The sequence below is a fragment of the Streptomyces sp. NPDC051183 genome (genome assembly GCF_040682455.1).
GTDB lineage: Bacteria > Actinomycetota > Actinomycetes > Streptomycetales > Streptomycetaceae > Streptomyces.
Map to the genome: position 1 here is coordinate 80,614 of NZ_JBFBBA010000018.1, position 24,594 is coordinate 105,207.

General features: G+C 75.7%; 12 protein-coding genes and 1 pseudogene. 10 read left to right on the forward strand and 3 right to left on the reverse strand.

Features of this window, described 5'->3' with window-relative positions:
• The first annotated feature begins 162 nt into the window (after positions 1-162).
• Entirely contained in the window at positions 163-1,008 is an 846-nt protein-coding gene (locus tag AB0M99_RS17945; protein ID WP_365921396.1) for an IS5 family transposase, read from the forward strand.
• A 29-nt stretch (positions 1,009-1,037) separates the two neighbouring features.
• On the opposite strand, the gene AB0M99_RS17950 is transcribed toward AB0M99_RS17945, so the two are convergent.
• The gene (locus AB0M99_RS17950) at positions 1,038-2,294 is read right to left on the reverse strand and encodes a putative Ig domain-containing protein (RefSeq protein ID WP_365921398.1); all 1,257 of its coding nucleotides are present in this window, start codon (positions 2,292-2,294) and stop codon (positions 1,038-1,040) included.
• A 165-nt stretch (positions 2,295-2,459) separates the two neighbouring features.
• Positions 2,460-3,353, reverse strand: a complete 894-nt coding sequence (locus AB0M99_RS17955; RefSeq protein ID WP_365921400.1) for a LysR family transcriptional regulator — start codon at positions 3,351-3,353, stop codon at positions 2,460-2,462.
• A gap of 539 nt (positions 3,354-3,892) precedes the next feature.
• Here AB0M99_RS17955 and AB0M99_RS17960 point away from each other — a divergent pair.
• The 9 genes and pseudogenes from AB0M99_RS17960 (at position 3,893) to AB0M99_RS18000 (ending at position 23,774) form a co-directional block, all read left to right on the forward strand.
• Positions 3,893-11,026, forward strand: coding sequence for an SDR family NAD(P)-dependent oxidoreductase (locus AB0M99_RS17960; RefSeq protein WP_365921402.1), 7,134 nt, complete (start codon positions 3,893-3,895; stop codon positions 11,024-11,026).
• A pseudogene (locus tag AB0M99_RS17965) lies at positions 11,023-15,575 on the forward strand (beta-ketoacyl synthase N-terminal-like domain-containing protein). Before AB0M99_RS17960 ends, AB0M99_RS17965 begins: the two are co-directional and overlap by 4 nt.
• Complete coding sequence (locus tag AB0M99_RS17970) at positions 15,565-15,948, forward strand: acyl carrier protein (RefSeq protein WP_365921404.1); 384 nt, start codon at positions 15,565-15,567, stop codon at positions 15,946-15,948. The pseudogene AB0M99_RS17965 and the gene AB0M99_RS17970 overlap by 11 nt, the downstream one beginning before the upstream one ends.
• 7 nt (positions 15,949-15,955) lie before the next feature.
• Positions 15,956-16,804, forward strand: coding sequence for an alpha/beta hydrolase (locus AB0M99_RS17975; protein ID WP_365921406.1), 849 nt, complete (start codon positions 15,956-15,958; stop codon positions 16,802-16,804).
• Entirely contained in the window at positions 16,801-17,973 is a 1,173-nt protein-coding gene (locus AB0M99_RS17980; protein ID WP_365921408.1) for a glycosyltransferase, read from the forward strand. Before AB0M99_RS17975 ends, AB0M99_RS17980 begins: the two co-directional genes overlap by 4 nt.
• Before the next feature lie 182 nt (positions 17,974-18,155).
• Entirely contained in the window at positions 18,156-19,931 is a 1,776-nt protein-coding gene (locus AB0M99_RS17985) for a class I SAM-dependent methyltransferase (protein ID WP_365921410.1), read from the forward strand.
• Positions 19,928-21,133 (forward strand): galactokinase, encoded by a 1,206-nt coding sequence (locus tag AB0M99_RS17990; protein ID WP_365921412.1) that lies wholly within the window; start codon positions 19,928-19,930, stop codon positions 21,131-21,133. The genes AB0M99_RS17985 and AB0M99_RS17990 overlap by 4 nt, the downstream gene beginning before the upstream one ends.
• Positions 21,134-21,171: 38 nt before the next feature.
• Positions 21,172-22,425 (forward strand): alkaline phosphatase family protein, encoded by a 1,254-nt coding sequence (locus tag AB0M99_RS17995; protein WP_365921414.1) that lies wholly within the window; start codon positions 21,172-21,174, stop codon positions 22,423-22,425.
• Between the two features lie 23 nt (positions 22,426-22,448).
• A complete protein-coding gene (locus AB0M99_RS18000; protein ID WP_365921416.1) occupies positions 22,449-23,774 on the forward strand; it encodes an MFS transporter in 1,326 nt (441 codons plus the stop codon).
• On the opposite strand, the gene AB0M99_RS18005 is transcribed toward AB0M99_RS18000, so the two are convergent.
• Positions 23,698-24,480, reverse strand: coding sequence for a hypothetical protein (locus AB0M99_RS18005; protein WP_365921418.1), 783 nt, complete (start codon positions 24,478-24,480; stop codon positions 23,698-23,700). The two genes, AB0M99_RS18000 and AB0M99_RS18005, sit on opposite strands and share 77 nt — an antisense overlap.
• Between the last annotated feature and the right edge of the window lie 114 nt (positions 24,481-24,594).

A 24,594-nucleotide genomic window follows, 5' to 3' on the forward strand; every position in this document is an offset into this window, starting at 1 on the left:
TTTTACGCAGATTGTGTCGATTCTGAGGCGGGCTTGGAGGCCCCTTTCATCCGTAATCCGGCCGATAGCTCCTGTCCGGTTCGAGGATGACCCGCCGAGTGCTGTTTTGCCTCGCTCGTTCGAGCGATGGCGGCCCTGCGGGGCACGTGCATCAGTGTCTGTATGACGCCGCAGCCCTCCCGCCTGCCCTATCCCAGCGATCTGTCCGATGCCCGCTGGGCGTTGATGGAGCCGATCTTGACCGCCTGGCGGACCGAGCGGCAGAAGACCTCGCTCAACCTCGGTGGAAAGGTCGCCGACCTGCGGGAAGTCATGAACGCCATCCTCTTCCTCAACCGGACCGGGGTGCCTTGGCGCTACCTGCCTCACGACTTCCCGCCGCACACCACCGTCTTCGGGTACTTCAGCGCCTGGACCGCCGACGGCACGATCGAGAAACTCGGCGTCCACCTGCATCGCATGGTCCGTGAGCAGGAAGGACGTGCCGCCGAGCCCACCGCATGCGTCATCGACGCCCAGTCCGTCAAGACCGCTCCCAGCGTGCCCGTCGACACCCAGGGCACCGACGCCGGCAAGAAGATCGTCGGACGCAAGCGCAGCATCGTCGTGGACACCCTCGGCCTGTTACTGCTGGTCATGGTGACCGCCGCCAGCGTCTCGGACAACGAGGCCGGCATACGGCTCCTCACCCGCGTCGCCGTCGACCACCCCACGATCCGCAAGGCGTGGGTCGACACCGGCTACAAGAAGAAGGCGATCGAACACGGCGCCTCGCTCGGCATCGACGTCGACGTCGTCCCTCGAAACGAGCAGGTCAAAGGCTTCTCCGTGATCCCGCGGCGCTGGGTAGTCGAGCGAAGTTTCGGATGGATCATGATGCACCGCCGCCTCGCCCGCGACTACGAGACCAAACCCGCCCACTCCGAGAGCATGATCCGCCTCGCGATGATCTCCAACCTCGCGAAACGAGCAACCGGCGAAACAGTCATAACCTGGCACAAACCATGAACTATCGCTTGTTCAAACAGGACGTCCTCTCAGAACCAGTTGAGGGTGAGGGGGAAGGTGGTGGTTGCGGTGGTGGGGGTGGTGTCGGTTGCGGTGGCGGTGATCTGGACGGTTCCGATGGCCCAGGGTTTGCCGGTGATGCGGCCGGTGTTGGTGTCGAGGGTGAGGCCGAAGGGGAGTCCCGTGGCGGTGTAGCGGGCGGGGGGTTTGCCGCCGGTGGTGGTGAGTTGGATGGTGCAGGTCTGGTTGAACTTGCAGGTCTGGGGGCCGGGGTTGGTGATCTTCAGATCACCCGGAGTCGGCGTGGGCGTGGGTGTGGGTGTGGGTGTGGGGGTCGGCGTGGTGCCGCATCCGGGGGTGGCCTCGGGCGGCAGCGGGACCCGCCAGATCTGGGTGTCGTTCTCGGAGCCGACCAGCAGGTTCGTGCAGTCGGCGTACGTCACCGTCTCGCCCTGGGACTGCGCGGGCAGGGCCACGTCCGCGAGCTTGGTCCCGGCGGCGCTGTACACGGAGGCCGTGTTCGCGCCGAGCGGCCCGCCGCTGCGCAGGGTGTACGAGGCACCCGACGGCGAGAACGCCCCGTCGGTGGCGAACACCGGTCCTGGCCGGACCGCGGTGAGGGTGCCCAGTTGGCCTGCGACCGGCGGCAGCGGAGCCTTGTACAACTGGCCCGCGGCGCCGATCAGTTTGCTGGCGATGTAGAGCTGACCGGTGACGGGGTCGGCGAGCAGGGACTCGGCGTCGTGCTTGCCGTCGGCGTAGGCGAAGCGGTAGGTGACCGGGGTGACCGCGGTGTTGGCGAGCTGGTCGGGTTCGGCGAAGCTGTGCACGGTGATCTCGGCGCGGTTGCCGAAGTTGTCCCCGATGTCGCCGACCAGGATCACCGGACCGCCGGCCGCGTCCTTGCCGATGGCGAGGCCCTCCCAGTCGGTGTTGCCCACGCCGGAGACGGTGAAGGTGGCCTTGAGCTGCCCCGTCGCGCCGTTGCAGTCGATGGCGAAGACCTGGTTGGTGTTGCCGCTGTCGTTGACGGCGTAGAAGACACCGGCGTGCTTGCGGCTCATGGCGAGACCGCTCAGCTCCGCCAGGCCGCCGGGGAGGGTGCACTTCTTCTCGGGCGCCAGGGCGCCGGCGGCCGCTGCCGCTGCCGCGGGCGCGGGCGCGGGCGCGGACCCGGCCGGGGAGGCGGTGGCGCTGCTCAACCAGGCGGCCGCCGGCAGGAGGGTGGCGAGCGCCGCGGTCGCGATGACGGCGGCGGCCCGTGGGGGTGTGAGGTGTCGGGACATGCGCACAATGTGATGGGCCGTCATTCAGTGGCGCCAGCGCCAACGACAGCCCGTTTGAGCATCGTTCAATGCCGTGCGGGCATGCCTGGCGGGTTGTGGGGGCACTTCCGGTCGACCCCGGCCCCGTCCGCCGGGTTGGCCGGGTCGCCGAGCCGCCGGGCCGGGTCAGGGACCCGGCTCCCGTATGGGCGTGTTGTGCCGGGCGTGTGCGATGAACGCGCGCGCCGCCCGGCCCAGCGGGCGCCGGGCGTGCGCGATGCCCACCGGGCGCAGCAGGGGCGGGGTGAAGGAGCGGATCTCCGCGCGGCTGCCGAAGGCCCTGGTCACGACGTCCCGGTACCAGATGAGTGAGCCGCGGCCGTCGGTCACGCCCGTCACCCAGGCGAGGCGCTCGTCCACCTCCAGGCTCGGTACGGGGCGCACGCCCAGGCAGCTGAACATGGCCTCCATCTCGGTGCGCCGGCCGGTCCCCGGGCAGGGCAGCACCATGGGCAGCCCGTCGAGCGTCCGGAACGGCACCGGGTCGGGCAGTCGCGAGCCGATCGGCGAGATCAGCACCACCTCGCGTTCCTGGATGTGATGGGTGGACAGACCGCTGTCGACAGGCAGGTCGACGAGGGCCAGCTCGGCTCTGCCCTCGGTCAGTTCCCGGACCAGGACCTCCCGGCTGTCGTGCTGCTGGAGTCGCACGTCGACGCCGGGATGGCGTTCGGTGAAGCCCGCCACCAGGTCGGTGGCCAGGTCGAGGGCCAGGGTGGGGGTGGTGACGAGGGTGAGGACGTCCCGGGTCACCTTGCCGTGCGGGGTACCTATGTCGTCTATCGCCTCCACGGCGTTGAGGACGGTCCGCGCCAGCCGGACGACCCGGGCCCCTTCCGGCGTGAGGTCCACCCCCCTTCCCCGCCGGGCGAGGAGTTCGACGCCGAGGTCGCGTTCCATGGCCTGGACGGCCCGGGAGAGGGCGGACTGGGCAACGAAGACCGAGGCGGCCGCGCCGGTGATGGAGCGGCAGTCCGCGACGGCGACCAGGTAGCGAAGCTGCGCGAGGGTGGGGGTCATGACCGGACGGTAACCGCGCGATGCTGTACCTGTAAGGGCCGACGGGTGAACAAATGTCCGCCTCGCCAAAGGCTTTCATGCCGGAACGGCGACAAGACAGACCGGTGCGGCATGACCTCGGGCCGGTCGGTACGCCGCCCCGGGGGTCGGGGTCCCGCCGCCCGGGCGGGGAACGCGCAGGCCACCGGCTCGGCGAGGGGTGGATTCCGGTCCGCCCGGGGCGCGTTCGGGGTGCGCTGAGCGTGCCGCGGATGCGAAGCAACGTACTCCGTATGCCCGTTGACAGTGCGCGGTGGCCACCGCACGATGCAACCCGGCATCGGGGAAGTTGACCACCGTTCAAGCCCGCCGCGCCGCGTGGCGGGTCGCCCGGCCGGTCCGTGTGCCGCGCCGCGACGGTTCGCGTCGCGTCGGACCGTGCCGCCCGTTGCCTCCGCTCGTTGCCTCCGTCCTTCGTCGCTCGGACCCCGGTACTCCCGGGGGCGCACCACCGCGTCCGGCCCTGCGAAATGTGACACAGCACTCGATGAGGAGCGCCCGTGACCCCCCAGCCCGAGCCGTCCCCGCTGTCCGAGCCGTCCCCGCCGTCCTCCGCCACCCGCGACCTCGTCGTCGCGGTCACCCCCTTCGAGGAGCCGAACGCCGGGATCACCGCTGCCGCCGAGCGGGCGGGGGCGCTCGGGCTGCTCGATCTCGGGCGGGACCCCGACGCCGCGCGGGCGGCCTTCGCCGAGCTGGGCCGACGGCTCGGGGGCGGCGGGGGCCGTGGGGGCGGCGGGGGTGGCCGGGGCCGGGGTGGCCCGGGCGGTGATCGCCGGTACGGGGTGCGGGTGCCCGCCGGGTGCGCGCTGGGGCCCGGCGAACTGCCGGCCGGGGTGGACACGGTGCTCCTCGCCGACCCGGCGGACCACACCCCCGAGCGGGTGGCCGGGTGGGCCGCGGGCGGGCTGCGCCGGGTGTGGGCCGAGGCCGTGAGCCCGGCGGAGGCCCGGACCGCGGTGGCCGCAGGGGTCGCGGCCATCGTCGCCAAGGGCCACGAAGCGGCCGGCCGGGTCGGGTCGGCCACCACCTTCGTACTGCTCCAGCAACTGCTGGCCGGACCCGGCCCCGGGGTGCCCGTCCTCGCGTACGGCGGCATCGGACCGCACACGGCGGCCGCGGCCGTAGCGGGCGGAGCCGCCGGCGTGCTGGTTGACGTACAACTGGCCCTGACCACGGAGGGAGCAGCCGCCCTGCCGGCCGAAGTGGCCGCTGCCCTGCGGTCCATGGACGGCTCCGAGACCCGACTGGACGACGGCCACCGGGTGTTCGCCCGGCCGGACCTGCCCCGCCCCGAAGGCCCGGTGGCCAGGCTGCTCGGGGCCCGGGACCTGCACGCGCAGTTGCTGCCCGTCGGGCAGGACGGCGCCTCGGCGGCCCGGCTCGCGGCCCGCCACCGCACCACGGGAGGTGTCCTCCAGGCCGTACGGGCCGCCGTGACGGGGCACTTGGCGGCAGCCGCGGCGGCCCGGCCCCTGCTGCGGCCGCGACCCGTCGCGCAGGGCCCGATGACCCGGGTGAGCGACCAGGCGGCCTTCGCCGGGGCGGTGGCCGCCGAAGGCGGGGTCCCGTACCTGGCCCTCGCGGTGATGGAGGGCCCGGACGTACGCCGGCTGCTCGCCGAGACGGCCCGCCGGCTCGGGGACCGCCCGTGGGGCGTCGGCCTGCTCGGCTTCGCCCCGCCCGAGCTGCGCCGGGAGCAGCTCGCGGCCGTCGCCGAGGTGCGCCCGCCGTACGCGATCATCGCCGGCGGCACCCCCGCGCAGGCGGATCCCCTGGAGGCGGCCGGGATCTCGACGCACCTGCACGTGCCCTCCCCGGGGCTGCTGGAGCGGTATCTCGCCGAAGGCGCACGGCGGTTCGTGTTCGAGGGGCTGGAGTGCGGGGGCCACGTCGGGCCGCGGGCCTCGTTCCCGCTGTGGGAGGAGCAGATCGAGCTGCTGCTCTCCTGCCCCGAACCGGCCGCGCTCGACGTGCTGTTCGCGGGCGGCGTGCACGATGCCCGGTCCGCCGCGATGGCGGTGGCGGCCGCGGCTCCGCTGGCCGAGCGGGGAGCACGGATCGGGGTGCTGATGGGGACCGCGTACCTGTTCACCGAGGAGGCCGTGACGGCGGGCGCGGTGCTGCCGGTCTTCCAGCGGGCGGCGTTGGAGTGCGCGGACACCGTGCTGCTGCACACCGCGCCCGGACACGCCACGCGCTGCGCGGCCACCCCGTACGCCGAGACCTTCGAGGCGGCCCGGCGGCGGCTCACGCAGGACGGGACCGAGGCGCGCGCGGTGTGGGAGGAGCTGGAGCGGCTGAACCTGGGCCGGCTGCGGATCGCGAGCAAGGGGCTGCGCCGGGGTCCGGCCGGACTGGAACCGGTCGGGGAGGAACAGCAGTACCAGGACGGGCTGTTCATGCTCGGGCAGGCCGCGGCACTGCGGTCCGGGACGACGACGATCGCCGCACTGCACGGCGAGGTCACCGAAGGCGCCACCGCGCTGCTGGAGCGGCGGGCCCGGGACTTCGCGGCCGCCGCACGGCCGGAGCCGGCCGAGCCGGCCGAACCGCTCGACATGGCCATCGTCGGGATGGCCTGCGCCTACCCCGGGGCACCCGACCTCGCCGCCTACTGGGCGGCCGTCCTGGCCGGGAAGGACGCGGTGACCGAGGTCCCGGCCGAGCGCTGGGATCCGGCGCTCTACTACGACGCCGACCCGGGACGGGCCGGCGAGCGCACCCCGTCCCGCTGGGGCGGCTTCCTGGACCCGGTGCCCTTCGACGCCCTCGCGCACGGCATCCCGCCGGCCTCGCTGGCGGGCATCGAACCGGTGCAGCTCCTGGCGCTGGAGATCTCGGCGCGCGCCCTCGCGGACGCCGGATACGGCAAGGAGCGCGTCTTCGACCGCTCGCGGACCTCGGTGGTGTTCGGCGCGGAGGCCGGCACCGAGCTGGCGGGCGCGTACGGTCTGCGCGCGCTGCACCCCGCATACCTGGGCGAGCTGCCGCCGGAGCTGGACGGGCAACTGCCCCGGCTGACCGAGGACTCCTTCCCCGGCATCCTGGCCAACGTGATCGCCGGCCGGGTCGCGAACCGCCTCGACCTCGGCGGCGCGAACTGCACGGTGGACGCGGCCTGCGCCTCCTCGCTCGCCGCCCTCGACCTCGCCTGCCGCCAACTGCGCGACGGCGACAGCGACATGGTGTTGTGCGGGGGCGCGGACGTGCACAACGGCATCAACGACTACCTGATGTTCGCCTCCGTACGGGCCCTGTCGCCGACCGGCCGCTGCCGGCCGTTCGACGCGGCCGCCGACGGGATCGCCCTCGGCGAGGGCGTCGGCGCGCTGGTGCTCAAGCGGCTCGCGGACGCGGAGCGCGACGGCGACCGCGTGTACGCGGTGGTCAAGGCGGTCGGGGCGGCCAGTGACGGCCGCTCCCTCGGTCTCACCGCGCCCCGGCCGGAGGGCCAGCGGCGGGCGCTGGAGCGGGCCTACGCGCGGGCCGGCATCACGCCGGCCGAGGTGGGGCTGGTGGAGGCGCACGGCACCGGCACCGTGGTCGGGGACAGCACGGAACTGGCGGTGCTGAGCGACCTGTTCGGCTCCTCGGGCGCCGCGCCCGGCTCGTGCGCACTGGGCTCGGTGAAGTCCCAGCTCGGACACACCAAGTGCGCGGCGGGCCTGGCCGGACTGATCAAGGCGGCCCGGGCGGTGCACGCGGGGGTGCGGCCGCCGACGCTGCACCTCACCGCGCCGAACCCGGCGTGGGACGCGGACCGGAGCCCCTTCTTCTTCGACACCGAGGCCCGGCCCTGGACGGCGCCGGTGGAGCGGCGGATCGCCGGCGTGAGCGCCTTCGGCTTCGGAGGCACCAACTACCATGCGGTGCTTGCCGGTTACTCCGGCGCGGCCGAGCCGGTGCACGGCCACGAGGAGTGGCCGGCCGAGCTGTTCTGCTTCCGCGGCGAGGACCGGCGCGCGGCGGGGCGGGCGATGGCACGGCTGGCGGCGCGACTGGAGGAGAACGACGCAGCCGGGCGGCCCTGGGCGCTGCGCGACCTCGCGGCGGAGAACTCCCTCGCCGCGGGCCCGGCCAGGGGGGCGGGGCGGGGTGTGGGGCGGGGCGTCGGCCCTGGTGGGAGCCCTGGCGCCGGCCCCGGTGGCAGCCCTGGCGCCGGCCGGGACACGATCCGGGTCGCGGTCGTCGCCGCCGACCTGGACGAGCTGGCGGACCGGCTGGCGCGGGCCCGGGCGTTCACCTCGGGCCCGGGGGTCCACGTACGGGAGGAGGGGGCGGATCCGGGCCGGGTGGCGTTCCTGTTCCCGGGGCAGGGCAGCCAACGCGTGGGAATGCTGGCGGAGTTGTACGCCGCCTTCCCGGCGCTTCGCGCACAGCTCGACGAGGCCCCGGAGGCGGTTGTCTCGGCGGTGTTCCCCCCGGCCGCGTTCACCGCCGGGGCCCGGGCGGAGCAGCGGGCCGCGGTCACCGACACGCGGGTGGCACAGCCCGCGCTGGGGCTGGCGGGGGTCGCGGCGTACCGGCTCCTCGGGGGGCTCGGCGTACGGCCGGACTGCGTGGCGGGGCACTCGTACGGGGAGCTGACCGCGCTGTGGGCGGCCGGGGTGTACGACACGGCGGACCTGCTGCGCCTCAGCGGGCGGCGGGCCGAGGCGATCGTCGCGGCCGCCGGGGACGATCCGGGGGCGATGGCCGCGGTGGCGGCCGCACCGGAGGAGGTGCGCGAGCTCGCGGCGCAGGCCGGGTGCGTGGTGGCGAACCACAACGCGCCGCGGCAGTGCGTGGTCTCGGGCCCCACGGCGGCGGTCTCGGCCGCGGTGGACTCGCTGCGCGAGGCCGGGCTGTCGGCCGAACTCCTGCCGGTGGCCTGCGCGTTCCACAGTGGGGTGGTGGCCGCGGCGGCCGGGGAGCTGGCGGCCGAGCTGGCCGGTACGGTACTGTCCGCCGCCACCGTTCCGGTGTGGTCGAACACGACGGCGGAGCCGTACCCGGCCGAGCCCGGGGCGGTACGGGACCTCGTGGCCCGGCAGGTGGCCTCGCCGGTCCGCTTCGTGGAACAGGTCGAGGCCATGTACGCCTCCGGTGTACGGACCTTCGTGGAAGCGGGCCCCGGGCGGGTCCTGTCCGGGCTGGTGGGACGCATCCTCGGCGGGCGCCCGCACACGGTGGTGCCGCTGGACGTGCCGGGCGAGCCGGGGCTGCGCCGGCTGGTCACGGCGCTGGCGGAACTCGCCGCGGCGGGCGTCCCGGTGGACCCCGAGCAGCTGTTCCGGGGCCGGTGCGTCCCGCTGCCCGAGCGTGCTCCGCGCCGCCCGGGCTGGCTGGTGGACGGCCACCTGGTCCGTACCGCGGACGGCGCCCCGGTCGCCGGCGGACTGCAACCCGCCCGACGCGTGACCCCGGCGGCGCCCGCGGCCGCCGCCCCCTCCCCCTCGCCGGACCGCCGCGAGGAGGCGCTGCTGGAGTACCTGCGCGGGACGCGCGAGCTGGTCGAGGCTCAACGGGACGTGCTGCTCGGCTACTTGGGAGCCCCGGCGGGTACCCGGAGCCCTGCCGCCGGGGCGGCGCCGATGGCAGCCTCCGCGACGGACGCGTGGTGGGCGGACGGGGCCGGCCCCGCGACGGGCAACGGCCATCACCCGCGCGACGCCGCCGACAGCACGGCTCCGGCCGAGGAACCGCAGCCGGCGGGCCACGGCGCGGCGGCGGCCCGGACCCCCGAGGAGGTGATGGACGTGGTCCTGGAGATCGTCCACACCCGGACCGGGTACCCGCGGGACATGCTCGGTCCCGAGCTCGACCTGGAAGCGGACCTCTCCATCGACTCCATCAAGCGGGTCGAGATCATCGGCGCCCTCGCCGACCGCATCGGCCTCCCCCAGGGCACCGACGCCTCCGCCGAGTCCGCGGTCGAGGAACTGTCCCGCATCAAGACCCTGCGCGGCATCGTCGACTGGATCGCCACCCGCACGGCAACCCCCGACCAACCCGAACCAACCCCGACTGCCACCGGCACACACACCGGGTTCCCGCCCCGGGCTGAGGCCGGGGCCGGAGTCGGGACCGGGGGCGGAGTCGGGACCGGGGCCGGAGTCGGGACCGGGGCCGGAGTCGGGACCGGGGCCGGAGTCGGGACCGGGGGCGGAGTCGGGACCGGGGGCGGAGTCGGGTTCGGGGTGCCGGGGGCGGCGGGGGCGCCTGTGGTGCGGCTGCGGGTGGATACGGTGGTCGTCGGGGCTGCCGACGGGGACCCGGGAGGGCTGCGGGGACTGCGGATCGGGGTGGTCGAGGACGGGCAGGGCCTGGCCGCGGCCCTGGGGGCGGCCCTGCGGGAGCACGGGGCCGAGGTGCACCTCCTGGCGGAGGCCGGGTCCGGGTTCCACGGGATCGTCGACCTCACCGCGCTGCGGGCCGGACCGGCCGCGGCCGAGCCGGGGGCCGAGCCCGTGCTGCCCGGGGCGTTCGCCGCGCTCCAGCGCGCCCTGACCGGCGGGGTGGGCCGGCTGCTCCTCGTGACCGCACCCGGCAGCGCCGGCGCCGGCCTGCACGGCTTCGCCCGCAGCGCGGCCGTCGAGTTCCCCGGCACGCTGGTCCGCGCCGTGGGCGTGCACCCCAAGGAGGCCCCCGAGCAGGTCGCCGCACAGCTCCTCGCCGAGCTGGCCGGGACGGCCGACGGGCCCGCCTCCGTCGCCTACACCGCCGAGGGGGTACGGGTCTGCCGCCGCGCGGTACCCGCTCCACTTCCCGCCGCGGAATCTGACGCCCCGGCCCCGCTCCTGGAGCCCGGCTCCGTGGTGCTGTTCACCGGCGGCGCCCGCGGGATCACCGCCCGCGGCGCGCTCGCCCTGGCCGACGCCACCGGATGCCACGTCGAGCTGATCGGACGTACGCCCGAACCGTCCGCCGAGGCCGAGGAGTTCGGTCACGCTCACGACCGGGTCGCCCTGCGCGCGGCCCTGATCGGCGCGGGCCTCCGGACCCCCGCGGAGATCGAGGCGGCGGCTTCGCGGATCCTCGCCGAGCGCGAGGTACGGGCCAACCTGACCGCCCTGCGCGAGGTGGCGGCCTCCGTGCGCTACCACTGCGCGGACGTCACCGACGAGGAGGCCGTACGGGCCGTGGTGGCCGGCGTACGGGACCGGCACGGCCGCCTGGACGGCATCGTGCACGGTGCGGGCACACTGCGCGACGGGCTGCTGTGCGACAAGCAACCGGCGGCGTTCGCCGAGGTGTTCACCACCAAGGTGGCCGGCGCCCGGCACCTCGCGGCCGCGGCGGCCGAGCACGGCGACACCCCCGCGCCGCGGTTCCTCGTCCTGTTCGGCAGCGTCGCGGGCGTGTACGGGAACCGCGGCCAGACCGACTACGCCGCCGCCAACGACGCGCTCGACACGCTCGCCCTGGCCTGGGCCGGGACGTTCCCCGGCCGGGTGCTCAGCGTCGACTGGGGCCCCTGGGCGGCCGAGGCGGGCGGGATGGTCACCCCCGAGCTGGAGCGGGCGTACGCGCGGCGCGGCATCCCGCTCATCGCCCCCGGGGCGGGCACCGCGGCGCTCCTGGCCGAGCTCGCGCACGGGTCCGACGTACAGGTGGTCCTGATGGCGCAGGAGGGCCGCGGCGATGAGTGAGCGACGGCAGCGCGGCCCGCGGCCCACCGATGCGGCCATCGTCGGGATGGGGGCGGTGTTCCCCGGCGCCGGCGACCTGGCGGCGTACCGCCGCAACCTCCTCGCCGGTGCGGACTGCATCGGCGAGGTCCCGCCCGGGCGTTGGGACCCGGAGGTGTACTACGACCCGTCCGGCGCCACGGGTCCGGCGGCCGGCGACCGGTTCTACTGCCGGCGCGGGGGTTTCGTCGACGGCCTGGCGGCCTTCGACCCGACCCGGTTCGGGATCATGCCGGCGGCCGTGGAGGGCGCCGAACCGGACCAGATGCTGGCCCTGCACGCGACCGCGGAGGCGATCGCCGACGCGGGCGGCGAGGACCGGCTGCCGGCCGACCGCTCCCGGATCGGGGTGGTGCTGGGGCGCGGCGGGTTCATGGGCGTGGCCACCGCCCGGCTGGACCAACGGGTCCGTACGGCACACCAGTTGGCGCAGACCTTGCGCGAACTCGCCCCGGAGCTGGGCGAGCGGCGGATCGCGGCGGTGCGCTCGGCCTTCCAGGATGCGCTGGGGCCCGAGCGCCCCGACGCCTCGATCGGCCTCGTGCCGAGCTTCACGGCCGCCCGGACGGCGAACAGGCTGGACTTCCGCGGCCCCGCCTACACCCTGGACGCGGCCTGCGCCTCCTCGCTGCTGGCCGTGGACCAGGCGGTGGGGCTGCTGGCGGGCGGGCGCTGCGACGCGGTGGTGGCGGGGGCGGTGCACCACTGCCACATCGCCACGCTGTGGAGCGTGTTCACGCAGTTGCGGGCGCTCAGTCCGAGTGAGCGGATCCGGCCCTTCGACCGGCGGGCCGACGGCACCTTGCTGTCGGAGGGCACCGGGGTGGTGCTGCTGAAGCGGCTGGCGGACGCGGAGCGGGACGGCGACCGGATCTACGCCGTCGTCCGGGGCACCGGTGTGGCCGGGGACGGACGGGCGGCCAGCCTGATGAGCCCGCTGGTCGCAGGCCAGGTACGGGCCCTGGAGCGGGCCTGGCGGGAGGCCGGGCTGGACCCCCGGGCGGCCGGTGCGCTGGGCCTGCTGGAGGCGCACGGCACGGGCACCCCGGTGGGTGACGCGGCCGAACTCGACACGCTGGCCCAGGTGTTCGGGCCCGCGGACGGGTCCGGGCCGGGGGTCGGGTTCGGCTCCGTGAAGTCGATGGTCGGGCACACCATGCAGGCTTCCGGGATGGCTGGGCTGATCAAGGCCGCGCTCGCGGTCCACGAGGGGGTGCTGCCGCCGACGCTGCACCTGGAGGAGCCGCACGCGGACCTGGCCCGGACGCGGATGCGGCCGGTGACGGCGGCGGAGCCCTGGGAGCGCGGCCCGGCGCCGCGCCGGGCGGGGGTCAACGCGTTCGGGTTCGGCGGGATCAACGCGCACGTGGTGCTGGAGGAGGCGCCGGGCGCCGCGGCCCCGGCGGCGGCCCCGGTGCGGCGGTTCCTGCCCCTGGGCGCGGCGGGCACGGCAGGCGCGGCGGGCACGGCGCCGGCCGACCCGGCCGCGCGGGACGACGTACTCCTGCTCGCGGCGCACGGCCCGGCGGAGTTGGCGGCGCTGCTGTCGCAAGCGGCGGCGGCCGGGCCGGGTACCGCCGGGACCGGGCCGGCCTCCACCGGGGACGGGCCGTGCCGGCTCGCGGTGGTCGGGCCGACTCCGCAGCGCCTGGCGCTGGCCGCGAAGGTGGTGGCGCGGGGCCGGGCCTGGCGCGGGCGCGGGGACGTGTGGTTCGCACCGGAGCCGCTGGGCGGACGGGTCGCGTTCCTCTTCCCGGGCCTGGAACCGGAGTTCGCGCCGGTGCTCGCCGATGTGGCGGACCGGCTCGGGCTGGAGCAGCCGCCGCTGAGCCGGGGCGGGGAGCTGATGGAACGGGCCCTGGACGCCATCGCGACGGGCCGGTTCTTCGCGCGGGTCCTGCCGGAGCTCGGCATCGAGGCCGATGTGCTGGCGGGCCACAGCCTGGGCGAGTGGGCGGCGATGGTCGCGGGCGGGATGTACCCGCCGGACGCCGCCGACGCCTTCCTCGCCTCGCTGCGGCCGGGATCGCTCAAGGTCCCCGATCTCGTGTACGCGGCGCTCGGCTGCGGGGCGGGGCGCGCCGAGGCCGCGCTGCACGGGGTCGACGGGGTCGTGGTCAGCCACGACAACTGCCCGCACCAGTCGGTGGTCTGCGGCGCCCCCGCCGGAGTGTCCGAGGCCCTGGACCGGCTGCGCGGCGAAGGGGTCCTGGGCCAGGAGCTCCCGTTCCGCTCGGGCTTCCACACGCCGATGTGGGAGCCGTACCTGGGCCAGGTCCGCGCCGCCTTCGCCCGGCTGCCGCTACGGCCGTCCGCGCTCCCGGTGTGGTCGGCGACGACCTGCGCGCCGTTCCCGTCCGAGCCTGCGGAGGTACGGGAGTTGGTGGAGCGCCACCTGCTGGAACCGGTGCGCTTCAGGGAGTTGACGCTGCGGCTGTACGAGGAGGAGGGCGTGCGGACCTTCGTGACGCTGGGCCCGGGCAGCCTGCCGGGGTTCGTCGAGGACACCCTGCGCGAGCGCCCCCACCTCTCGGTGTCCACCGCGTCCCCCCGCCTCCAGGGCCTCGCGGCCCTGCGCCGCACCTGCGCCGCCCTCTGGACGGAGTCCCGCTCCCCCCACTGGCCCCGCCTGAACCCCGCCCCGGCCCGGGACATGCCGGCCGGGCGGCCCGGGACCACCGCCACGGCGGCCCGGCCGGGGGGCACGCCCGGGGCCGTGGTGCTGGACCTCGGGTCGCCGCTGGTGCGGCTGGGGGAGGCGGCGCGGGTCGCGCTCGGCGGGCCGCTGCCGATGGCCGCGCCGACCGCCGCGCCGGAACCCGCGCCGGCGGGCGGGCGGCCGGTGCTGCTGTCCGCCCTGGACGCGGTCCTCGCGGACACCCGCTCGGCGGCCGCCCGCGTCACCGAGGCCTGGTCCGCCGCGCGCCCCCCGGCTCCGGCCGGCGGGGCCGGGGGCAGCCGTACCCTGCGGCTCTCGCTCGACACGCTCCCGTACGTCCGCGACCACTGCGTCTACCTCCAGCCCGACAACTGGCCCGAGGATTCCGACCGGTTCCCGGTCGTGCCCATGACGACCATGCTGGAGCTCGCCTCCGAGGCCGCGCTCCGGGGCGCCCCGCCCGGCACGGCCGTGCTCGGCTACGACGACGTACGGGCCCTGCGCTGGCTCCCCGTCGAGCCCGCCGTCGACGTCGAGGTCACCACCCGCCCCGACGGCCCCGGCCGGATCCGCGTCGTCCTGGGCGCGTACGCCACCGTCGTCGTCCTGCTCGGGGAGCGCTACGGCCGGCCCCCCGCGCCGGACACCACCCCGATCCGGGACCCGCGCCCCGCCCCCGTCAGCGCCGAGGCGCTGTACCGCGACCGGTGGATGTTCCACGGCCCCCGGTTCGCCGGCGTCCACGAGGTCCGGGCCGTCGGCGACGACGGCATCCGCGGTGTCCTGCGGGCGCTGCCCGACCTCGGCGCCCTGCTCGACGCCGCCGGGCAGCTCTTCGGGCACTGGATGCAGCTCCGACTGCCCGTGGACCGGCTGGTGTTCCCCGCCACCGTCGACCGGATCCGCTTCTACGGGCCCCCGCCCGCCCCGCACTCCCTGGTCGGGGCCACCGCCCGGATCCGCGAGGTGCGCGACGTCACCGTGCGGGGCGATCTCGACCTGCTGGACGCCACCGGCCGGCTCTGGGCCCGGATCGACGGATGGACGTACCGCCGGTTCGGCGCCGACGAGCGGGTCTGGCCGATGAAGTTCACCCCGGAGGTCTGCGGCATCGGCGAACCCCAGCCCGCCGGCTGGTGCCTGGCCCGGCGCCGGTGGACCGACCCCGCCTCGCAGGAGCTGGTGATGCGCCGCTACCTCGGCGCCTCCGAACGCGCGGCGTACGAGGGGCTGTCCCCGCGCGCCCGGGCGCCCTGGCTGCTGGGCCGGATCGCCGCCAAGGACGCGGTGCGCCGACTCCTGTGGGACGGCGGCGCGGGTCCCGTGTTCCCGGCCGAGGTGCCCATCGGCAACGACCCGGCCGGCCGGCCCGTCGCCGGGGGCCCGCTCGCCCGCGGGCTGCGGCTGTCCATCGCCCACAAGGACCGGCTCGCCGTCGCTCTCGCGCACCGCGACCACGCGGTCGGCATCGACGTGGAGCCGGTCACCGCAGACCCCGACGCGCTGATACGGATCGCCCTCACCGCACACGAACTGCGCCTCGCCGAGGCCCTGTCGGACCGGGAGGGCACGGAGCTGCCCGCCGCCCTCACCGTGCTCTGGTGCGCCAAGGAGGCCGCCGCCAAGGCCGAGGGCGTCGGCCTCGGCGGTCGGCCGCGCGACTGGCACGTCGCCGACGACCCGGGCTCCGGCGGCCTGCGGGTGCTGTCCCCGGACGGGCGCCCGCATCGCGTCCGCACCACCGCATTGCCCGAAGGCCACGTCGTGGCCTGGACCGCCCCGCCGGCTTCGTCCTCGTCGGCCCCTTCCCCCGTCCCCTCCCCCTTCATGGAGACCCGCCATGGCCACTGACATCCTCGCCGAGATCACCGGCATGCTCGTGGAGATCGTCGGAGACGAGTTCCTCCTCGCGGAGGAGGTGACGATGAGAACGAGCTTCAACGATGATCTCGCCCTGGAGAGCATCGAGTTCGTCGCTCTCGCCGAGCTGCTCCACCACCGCTACGGCGCCGGGGTGGACCTGATGGGCTTCCTCTCCGAGAAGGACATGGACGGCATCCTCGCCATGTCGGTCGGCGAACTCGTCACGCACATCGGCCGGATCACCCACGCCTCCCTGGCCCGCGGCGCGGCCCCGACGAGCCCGGCCGCGACGAGCGCCGCCCCAACGAACGCCGCTGCCCCGACGGCCGCTGCTCCCACCGCCGCCGCCCTGGCCGGCTGAGCCCGCCGTGGCCTTCGTCTCCGCGGGCTCGCTCCGCTTCCACGTCCAGCAACTCCCCGCCACCGCCACCGCCACCGCCGGCCCGGACCGCCCCGTCGTCGTGTTCCTGCACGGGCTGGTCGTCGACAACCTCTCCTCCTTCTACTGCCCCCTCGCCCTGCCGGTGGCCCGCGCGGGGCACGAGGTCGTCCTCTACGACCTGCGCGGCCACGGCCGCAGCGAACGCCCGGCCACCGGCTACGACAGCCGCACCGCCGTACGCGACCTCCTCGCCGTGCTGGGCTCCATCGGCCTGGGCGGCCGCCCGCTCCATCTGGTCGGCAACAGCTACGGCGGCACCCTCGCCCTGCACGCGGCCCTGGCCCGGCCCGACCTCGTGGCCGGACTCACCCTCCTCGAACCGCCGCTCAGCGGGGCCTGGGTGGAGAACATGGTCGACACCCTGTCGGCCGCCGCGCTCAGCCTGGAGGACAGCCCCGTCCCGGCCGAGCTGCTCACCCTGCGGCTGCGCAAGGCCGCCCACCTCACGGCCATCGCCGACGCGCTGCTCAACCGCACCACGCTCATCGACGACATGGCCGCCAGCCGGACCTTCACCTCGGCGGACTACGCCCGGCTGCGCTGCCCGGTGCTGATCGTCTGCGGGGAGCACTCCGAACTCGTACCGGGGGCACGCGAGTTGGCCAAGCACGCCGCGCACGTCGCCTCGCTGGAGATCCTTCCGGGCCTGGGTCACGACGTACTGAAGGAGAGCAGCGGGGCGCTACGGGCGGCCGTGCTGGCCCACCTGGACGCGACGGCCGTGCACCGGGCTCCCGGCCGGACCGAGACCCGGGTGGGAGCGCTGGTCCCATGAGGGTGCTGTTCGTGGTCCCGCCGCTGGCGGGGCACGTCAATCCGACGGTGGCCGTGGCCGCCGAACTGGCCTCCCGGGGGCACGAGATCGCCTGGACCGGGCCGGCCGGCCCGCTGGCCCGGCTGCTGCCCCCGCACGCCCGGATCCTGCCCTCGGGAGAGCGGGCCGGCGGCGGTTACGCCGACCTGCACGAGCGGTGGCGGGACCTGCGCGGGGTCGGGGCCCTGCGGTTCCTGTGGGAGGAGGCTCTGATCCCGCTGGCCCGGGCGATGGTGCCGGGGGTGGCGGAGGCGGCCCGGGCCTTCGGGCCGGACCTGGTGGTCGCCGACCAGCAGGCGCTCGCGGGGCCGGTGGTCGCGCGGCGGCTCGGGATTCCCTGGGCGACGTCCGCCAGCACCTCGGCCGAGCTGACGCGGCCCTTCGCCGACTTCCCCAAGGTCGGGGACTGGGTGGCGGGGCAGATCGGCGGACTCCTCGCCGAAGCCGAATGCGGCGGCGGGCCCGGCACCGACTGGGATCCGCGGTTCTCCGACCGGCTCGTGCTGGTCTTCTCCACCCCCGAACTCGTGGGCAGGGCGGATGACTTCCCCGCCCACTACGCCTTCGTGGGCCCGGCCTTCGGGGCCCGGCCGACCGGGCCCGGATTCCCCTGGCAGGCGCTGGATCCGAACCGGCGGCGGGTGCTCGTGTCCCTGGGGACGCTCAACCAGGAAGCCGGCGCCCGCTTCTACGGCGCGGTGCTCGGCGCCGCCGAACGCCTCGCGGACGAGGTCCAGTTGGTACTCGTGGCACCCGCCGGACTGGTCGGGCCGGCGCCCGGCAACGTGCTGCACCTGGAGCGCGTGCCGCAGCCGGCGCTGCTCCCGCACCTGGACGCGGTGGTCTGCCATGCCGGGCACAACACCGTCTGCGAGGCCCTCGCGCACGGGCTGCCGCTGGTGGTCGCGCCGATCCGGGACGACCAGCCGATCGTGGCCCGGCAGGTCGTGGAGGCGGGGGCCGGGGTCCGGGTGCGGTTCGGCCGGACCCGGGCCGAGGAAATGCGGGACGCGCTCACGGCCGTGCTGGACGAGCCCGGCCCCCGCCGGGCCGCCCGGCGGATCCAGGCCTCCTTCGCCGCGGCCGGCGGAGCCGCCACCGCGGCCGACCGGTTGGAGAAGCTCACATGACACCGTCCGCGCGCCCTCCGCTCCTCTCCCGCCCCCCTCTTCCCCCACTCGCTTCCCTCCCCTCTCTCCCCTCTCTCCCCTCCCTCTCCCCGTTCCCCCGGGTCCCGTGGGCCTGTGCCGCGGCGCTCGTCGCCCTCGGCGCGGGCACCGTGCGGGCGCGGCGACGGCTGCGGGCGGTGCCCGTGCTGCCCGCGCCCCCGGCCGCCCCCGCCGGACTTCCGCGGGCCGCCGGGTGGCGGCTCCTCTCCGCGCGCGGGGTCGAGGCGGACGGCGCCACCTTCCTGGCCGCCTGCGCGTACGCCGAACGGGAGGGCCTGCGGGTACTGGACCTGCTGCCGGGCGATCTGGCCGCCGAGCGGGCGCTGGGGCTGCTGCGGCTGGTGGACCCGGCGCGCTACCGGGAGGACCGGCTGGGCGAGGGGCGCGGGGCCGGGTACGCCGTGCTCGTCGCCGAGGAGGTGCTCGCGCGGGCCGGCTGCGTCACGGACGGGCCGCGTCCGGAGCCCGCGGAACTCCTCGCGCTGCTCCGCCGTTTGAAGGAGTATGCGGCGGACTCGACGGGGCTGGTCATCGCTCCGGGGCTCAGCGCGGGCCGGCCGGCCGGGGCGAGCGGTCCCGCGCGGGTCGCCGAGCTGCGGGCCCAGGGCCTGCCCGCGGGGGCGCTGGCCGCGGCGCAGCTCGCGGGGCTGGCGCTGCTCGCGCGTGCCGCCGTACGCCAGGGCGGGTGGGGCGCGGCCGCGGCCGGGCTGTACTGGCTGCAGCCGTACCTGGCCCTCGGCGAGCCGGGGGCCGGGTTGCGGCCCGCCGATCTGGCCCGGGCCACGGCGGCCCGGCCGGTGCGTTCGCTGGGCGCCGGGCTGCGTACGGTCGCGGCGGCGAATCGGGCGCGTACCGCCGTCGGCGCCGACGCCGACTCCGCGCGGGCCGCTGCCGCGTACCGGGCCGAACTGGCCGACGGCACCGACCGGTTCCTCGAACCTCGTCGCCCGGACTGCCCGTGGTGCGGATCCCGGCAGCTCTCGGTCCAGGTCACGGTGCCGGACCTGCTCCAGGGCAAGCCGGGGAGCTTCACCCTGGAGCGCTGCGGGCGGTGCGCGCACGTCTTCCAGAACCCCCGACTGACCCCGGAGGGGCTGGAGTTCTACTACCGCGACTTCTACGACGGCCGCGGTGGCGAGGGCGCGGGCACCGTCTTCGGGCGGCTCGGCGCGGCGTACCGGGGTCGGGCCGAGATGCTCCGGCCGTACACCGGTTCCGCCGCCCCGGCGTCCTGGCTCGATGTCGGCACCGGGCACGGCCACTTCTGCAACGCCGCCCGCGCCGTGTGGCCGCGGACCCGCTTCGACGGCCTGGACATGGGCGACGGGGTGCGCGGGGCGGAGGCGCGCGGGTGGGTGGAGACCGGGTTCCAGGGGCAGTTCCCGGAGTTCGCGGGGAAGCTGGCGGGTCAGTACGAGGTGGTGAGCATGTACCACTACCTGGAGCACACCCGGGAGCCGCTCGCCGAACTGGACGCGGCGACGGCGGTTCTGGCCCCCGGCGGGCACCTGACCATCGAGGTCCCCGACCCGCAGTCGCGGATGGCCCGGCTGCTGGGGCCCGCGTGGCTGCCCTGGTTCCAGCCGCAGCACCAGCACCTGATCCCTGCCGCGAACCTGCGGGAGGCGCTGGCCGACCGGGGGTTCACCGTGCTGTCCGAAGAGCACGGCCCGGCCCACCAGGGCAACGACTTCTTCGGGGCGGTGGCCCTGACGGCGTCCCGGCTGGCCCCGGATCCGGACCGCCCGTGGGCTCCCCCGGCCACGGCCCGGGCCCGCGTCCTGGCCGGCGCCGTACGGGCGGCGGCGCTCCCGCTGTTCGCCGGCGCGGCGGTACTGGACGCCCTGCGCACGGCAGCGGCCCACCACGCGGACGGCGGCAACGCCTACCGGGTCCTGGCCCGCAAGGACACCCCATGACACCCCCCACCGCCCGCCGGCCCGACCCCACGGCTCCTTCAGCACCGCCCCGGGCCCGACCGGCCGGACGCCCCGCGGACCGCACTCCCGCAGAACCCCACACGGTCGGAAGCGACCCCGCCCGCCGGGCCGCCGCGGACACGACCCACCGCGCCGCCAACTACCCCCACCGGGGCGCAGCCCAAGCCCCCGACTCCGCCGAGGGCGACCCGGGCCGCCGGGACACCGCAGCACCGCCCGGACCCGGCGGGGGCGGCCCGGACCGCCCGGACACTGCGGAGGGCGCGTACCGCGCCGGAGGCGGGTTGGCTCGGCGGGCTACCGCCGATCCGTTGTTCCGGCTCGTCGCGTACGCGCTGGAGGCCGCGCACGGGCGGCCTCCCGGGGCCGTGTGGAGCGCCCCGTACGCCTTCCACCTCGGGTCGCCCGGGCTCGTCGCCGCCGCCGGTTGGCCCGTGGCGGCGGCCGCCGCCCCCCGTACGGACGGGCTGGTACGGCTCAGCTCCCTCGCCCACCCCGCCGACAGCTGCGATCTGCCGCTGACCCTGTCGGGGCCGGTGCCCGACGCCCCCGCCTGGGCCGTGCGGCCGTACGCCCTGCTGCGGGCGCTGGCCCGCGCCGGTTACGGCCGCGGCGGCACCGACCTGCACGTGCAGGGCTCGCTCACGCCCGCGGCCGGGCTGGCCACGGCGGAGCCCGCCGACTGCGCGCTGGCGCTCGCGGTGGCCGACGTACACACGCCGCCGGGCGAGGAGCCGGACCGCGCGCGCCTGGCCCGGCTGTTGGCCGGGACGCTGCCGGACGGGGACGAAGCCCTGCGCCGGGCGGTGCTCTTCGCCCGGCCCGGCACGGCGCTGCTGTCGGGCGGCGCAGGACGCGCACCGCGGTACGTCGCCTTCGACCCGGCGGCCACGGGCGCGCGGCTGGTGCTGCTGGCGGTGCGCGGCGGCCCCGGGGCCGCCGACCGGCAGGCGGATCTGGCTCGGGCGGTGGCCTGCGCACGCCGGGCCGGGGCGCTGAGCGCCTGGCCGCCCGGGCACGGCCCGGGACCGGGACCGGGGCGCAGCGTGCTCGTGCTGCTGCCCGGGGCACGCCTGACGGCGGTGCGGGCCGCGGTCGCGGAGGACTTCCGCGGCCGGGGCCGGCCCGTACCGCGCTTCCTGAACATCGCCGTGGCCGGTGCGGCCCGGCGGGAGGAATGACACCACCGAGTTCACCGACAACAAGGAGGAACCACCTCATGCAAACCCCCTCAAGATGGCGGGCACGCCGGTCCGCACTGGTGGCAGGACTGGGCGCCATCGGGCTGCTCGGCGCCTTCACCATCGCCAACTCGGAGGCGGCGGTCGGGATTTCGGCCTCTGCCCCCGCCGCAGCCACCGGCAGCGCCGCGGCCGGGCTGCCCTCGTACGACCGCGTGGTCGTGGTGGTGTACGAGAACAAGCAGTACGGCGAGATCATCGGCAGCTCGGGTGCCCCCTACATCAACCAGCTGGCGAACGGCGGCGCGAGCCTGACCGGCATGAAGGCGCTGACCCACCCCAGCCAGCCGAACTACTTCAACCTGTTCTCCGGCGCCACCCAGGGCATCACCGGAGACGGCTGCTACACGCCCCAGTCGATGACCGCGGCCAACCTCGGCCAAGAGGTGATCGCGGCGGGCAAGTCCTTCGCCACGTACAACGAGGACCTGCCGAGCGAGGGTTCCACGGCGTGCACCAACGGCCAGTACGCGCAGAAGCACAACCCGTGGTTCGCCTTCAAGAACGTCCCGCTCAACACCGGCAAGACGTGGGCCCAGTTCCCGCAGAACAACTTCGCGGCGCTCCCGAACCTGTCTTTCATCGTGCCGAACCAGTGCAACGACATGCACTCCTGCTCGGTGGGCACGGGCGACACCTGGACGAAGAACAACCTCGACGCCTACGCGCAGTGGGCGAAGGCCAACAACAGCCTGCTGGTGCTCACCTGGGACGAGGACAACTACCTCGGCTCCAACCAGATCGCCACCGTGTTCTACGGGGCGCACGTCAAGACCGGCAAGTACGCGACCGCGTACAACCACCACCACCTGCTGCGCACGTTCGAGGACCTGTTCGGTACGGCCACGCACGCGGGCAACGCCGCCAACGTCCAGCCGATCACCGAGGTGTTCGACGGCACGACCCCGACGCCGACGCCGACCCCCACTCCGACACCTACACCGACGCCCACCCCCACGCCGACTCCCGGTGATCTGAAGATCACCAACCCCGGCCCCCAGACCTGCAAGTTCAACCAGACCTGCACCATCCAACTCACCACCACCGGCGGCAAACCCCCCGCCCGCTACACCGCCACCGGACTCCCCTTCGGCCTCACCCTCGACACCAACACCGGCCGCATCACCGGCAAACCCTGGGCCATCGGAACCGTCCAGATCACCGCCACCGCAACCGACACCACCCCCACCACCGCAACCACCACCTTCCCCCTCACCCTCAACTGGTTCTGACACACCGACCCAGGGAGACATCCGTGTACCTGTCCGCCGGCCGGGCGGCCGACGCCGCCCGGGGCCTCCCCCAGCCCGGCCGCCGCACCCCGGTCCCCGCGACCGTGATCGTGCTCGGCCTGGTCAGCATGGTCACGGATGTCTCCGCCGAGATGGTCACCTCCGTACTGCCGCTGTACCTGGTCGCCGGGCTCGGCATGACCCCCTTGGCCTTCGGCGCCCTGGACGGGCTCCAGCAGGGCGCCACGGCGCTGCTGCGCATCCTCGGCGGCCGCGTCGCGGACCGCACGCACCGCCGCAAACTGGTCGCGGGCGCGGGCTACGCACTCTCCGCCGCCTGCAAGGCCGCCCTGCTCGTCGTCACCACCCCCTGGTCGGTGGCGGCGGTGCTGGCCGCCGACCGGACCGGGAAAGGCCTGCGCACCGCACCCCGCGACGCGCTGATCTCGCTGTCCTGCCCGCCCGGGGAGCAGGGCCGGGCCTTCGGGGTGCACCGCGCCCTGGACACGGCCGGTGCCCTGCTGGGGCCGCTGGCCGCGTTCGGGGTGCTGTGGGTGGCGGTGGACGGGTACGGCGCCGTGTTCACCGTGAGCGCGTGCGTCGCGGTGTTCGGGGTGGTGCTGCTCGCGCTGTTCGTACGGGAGGCCCCCGCGCCGGCGCCCGCCGCCGCGCCCGCGCCCGCCCCGGCCCTGCGGACGCTGCTGCGCGTCCCCGGCCTGGGGGCGCTGTGCCTGACCGCCGCCGCGCTGGGCCTGTTCACCGTGGGCGACGCCTTCCTCTACCTGCTGCTCCAGCGCCGGCTCGACCTGCCGGCCGTCTACTTCCCGCTGCTGCCCGTCGGTACGGCCGCGGTGTTCCTGCTGGCGGCGCTGCCCGCCGGCCGGCTCGCCGACCGGCGGGGGCGCCACCGGGTGTTCCTCGGCGGCCACGCACTGCTGCTCGGCGCCTGCCTGCTGCTCCTGGCGCCGCTGCCCGCCGGGCCCCTGCTGGTCGTCGGCGTCCTCGGCCTCCTCGGGCTGTTCTACGCCGCCACCGACGGGGTGCTGATGGCCGCTGCCGGGCCGCTGCTGCCGGACGGGCTGCGCGCGACCGGGCTCGCGGTGCTGCAGACCGTGCAGGCCGTGTCCCGGTTCGCGGCGTCGCTGCTGTTCGGGGCGGCCTGGACCCTGTGGGGACCCGGCCCGGCGCTCGCGGCGGCGGCCGGCGGTCTGCTGCTGGTCCTGGCCGCGGTCGGCGCGGTCGGCGTGTACCGGCTCCGCGCGGGCCGGCGGGTCAGCGGGCCAGGTGCAGCCGCGTGTGGAAGTACCCCGCGGACTCCTTCCCGGCCGGGTCCTCGCCGAGGGCGGTGACGGTCTCGACCGCGATCCGCTGCTCCTGCGGGTCGGTGAAGCGCCGCTGCGGGTGGGTGGCGGTGGAGCGCTCGACGGCGAGCCCGTACGAGCGCAGGCACTCGGCGATCGGCCGGTAGTCGTGGGTGCGCAGCACGAAGGCGGCCACCGGGACCGGCCGGCCGGCGGCGGTGAACAGCCGCCCGAAGGTGCGCTCGGAGAGGAAGCTGACGCCGCCGGTGACGGTGATCAGCCCGGCTCCGGCGGCCGCCCGGCGCAGGCCCGTACCGGGTTCGGCGGTCTCCAGGTTCTCGCAGTACCCCTCGTCGAGGAGGCCGACGGACAGCGCGTAGGCGACGGCGGGCCCCGACACGTCGACGCCGATGGCCCGGACGGCGTCGGGGCGCCGCCGGGAGGCGTAGAACTCGCGGTCCCATTCGATGAGTTCGGCGGTGGTCAGTTCGGCGGTCTTCGCCGAGGTGTAGCGCTCGTACAGCTCCTCCAGGGTCACGTCGTGGTTGACGAGCGCGGCGTTGATCCCGTAGGAGCAGCACAGGTCGAGCATCGCCGAGCGTCCGGGCGGGAGTTCGCGGCCGGTGAGGGCGCGGAACACCGCCTGTGCATGGTGCGGGGTCTGGTATCCGTACGGTTCGAGCCCGGTGAAGTATCCCCGGGGGTCGGGCAGTCCGTAGATCTCGTCGAAGCTCGTCATACCGGGTGCGCTCATCGGGGGCACGTCTCCCTGGGGTCGCGGGCAGGACACGGGCCCCAGTCGTACCCAGCCCCGGGTCCGCGCGAAAGACCGCCGTTCCGGCCACCCGTACGCGCGGGCCCGCATTGC

Coding starts and splice junctions, on each gene's coding strand:
- AB0M99_RS17970 (WP_365921404.1), top strand. CDS start 15,565: ATGGCCACTGACATCCTCGCCGAGATCACCGGCATGCTCGTGGAGATC.
- AB0M99_RS17990 (WP_365921412.1), top strand. CDS start 19,928: ATGACACCCCCCACCGCCCGCCGGCCCGACCCCACGGCTCCTTCAGCA.
- AB0M99_RS17980 (WP_365921408.1), top strand. CDS start 16,801: ATGAGGGTGCTGTTCGTGGTCCCGCCGCTGGCGGGGCACGTCAATCCG.
- AB0M99_RS17995 (WP_365921414.1), top strand. CDS start 21,172: ATGCAAACCCCCTCAAGATGGCGGGCACGCCGGTCCGCACTGGTGGCA.
- AB0M99_RS17950 (WP_365921398.1), bottom strand. CDS start 2,294: ATGTCCCGACACCTCACACCCCCACGGGCCGCCGCCGTCATCGCGACC.
- AB0M99_RS17955 (WP_365921400.1), bottom strand. CDS start 3,353: ATGACCCCCACCCTCGCGCAGCTTCGCTACCTGGTCGCCGTCGCGGAC.
- AB0M99_RS17945 (WP_365921396.1), top strand. CDS start 163: ATGACGCCGCAGCCCTCCCGCCTGCCCTATCCCAGCGATCTGTCCGAT.
- AB0M99_RS18005 (WP_365921418.1), bottom strand. CDS start 24,480: ATGAGCGCACCCGGTATGACGAGCTTCGACGAGATCTACGGACTGCCC.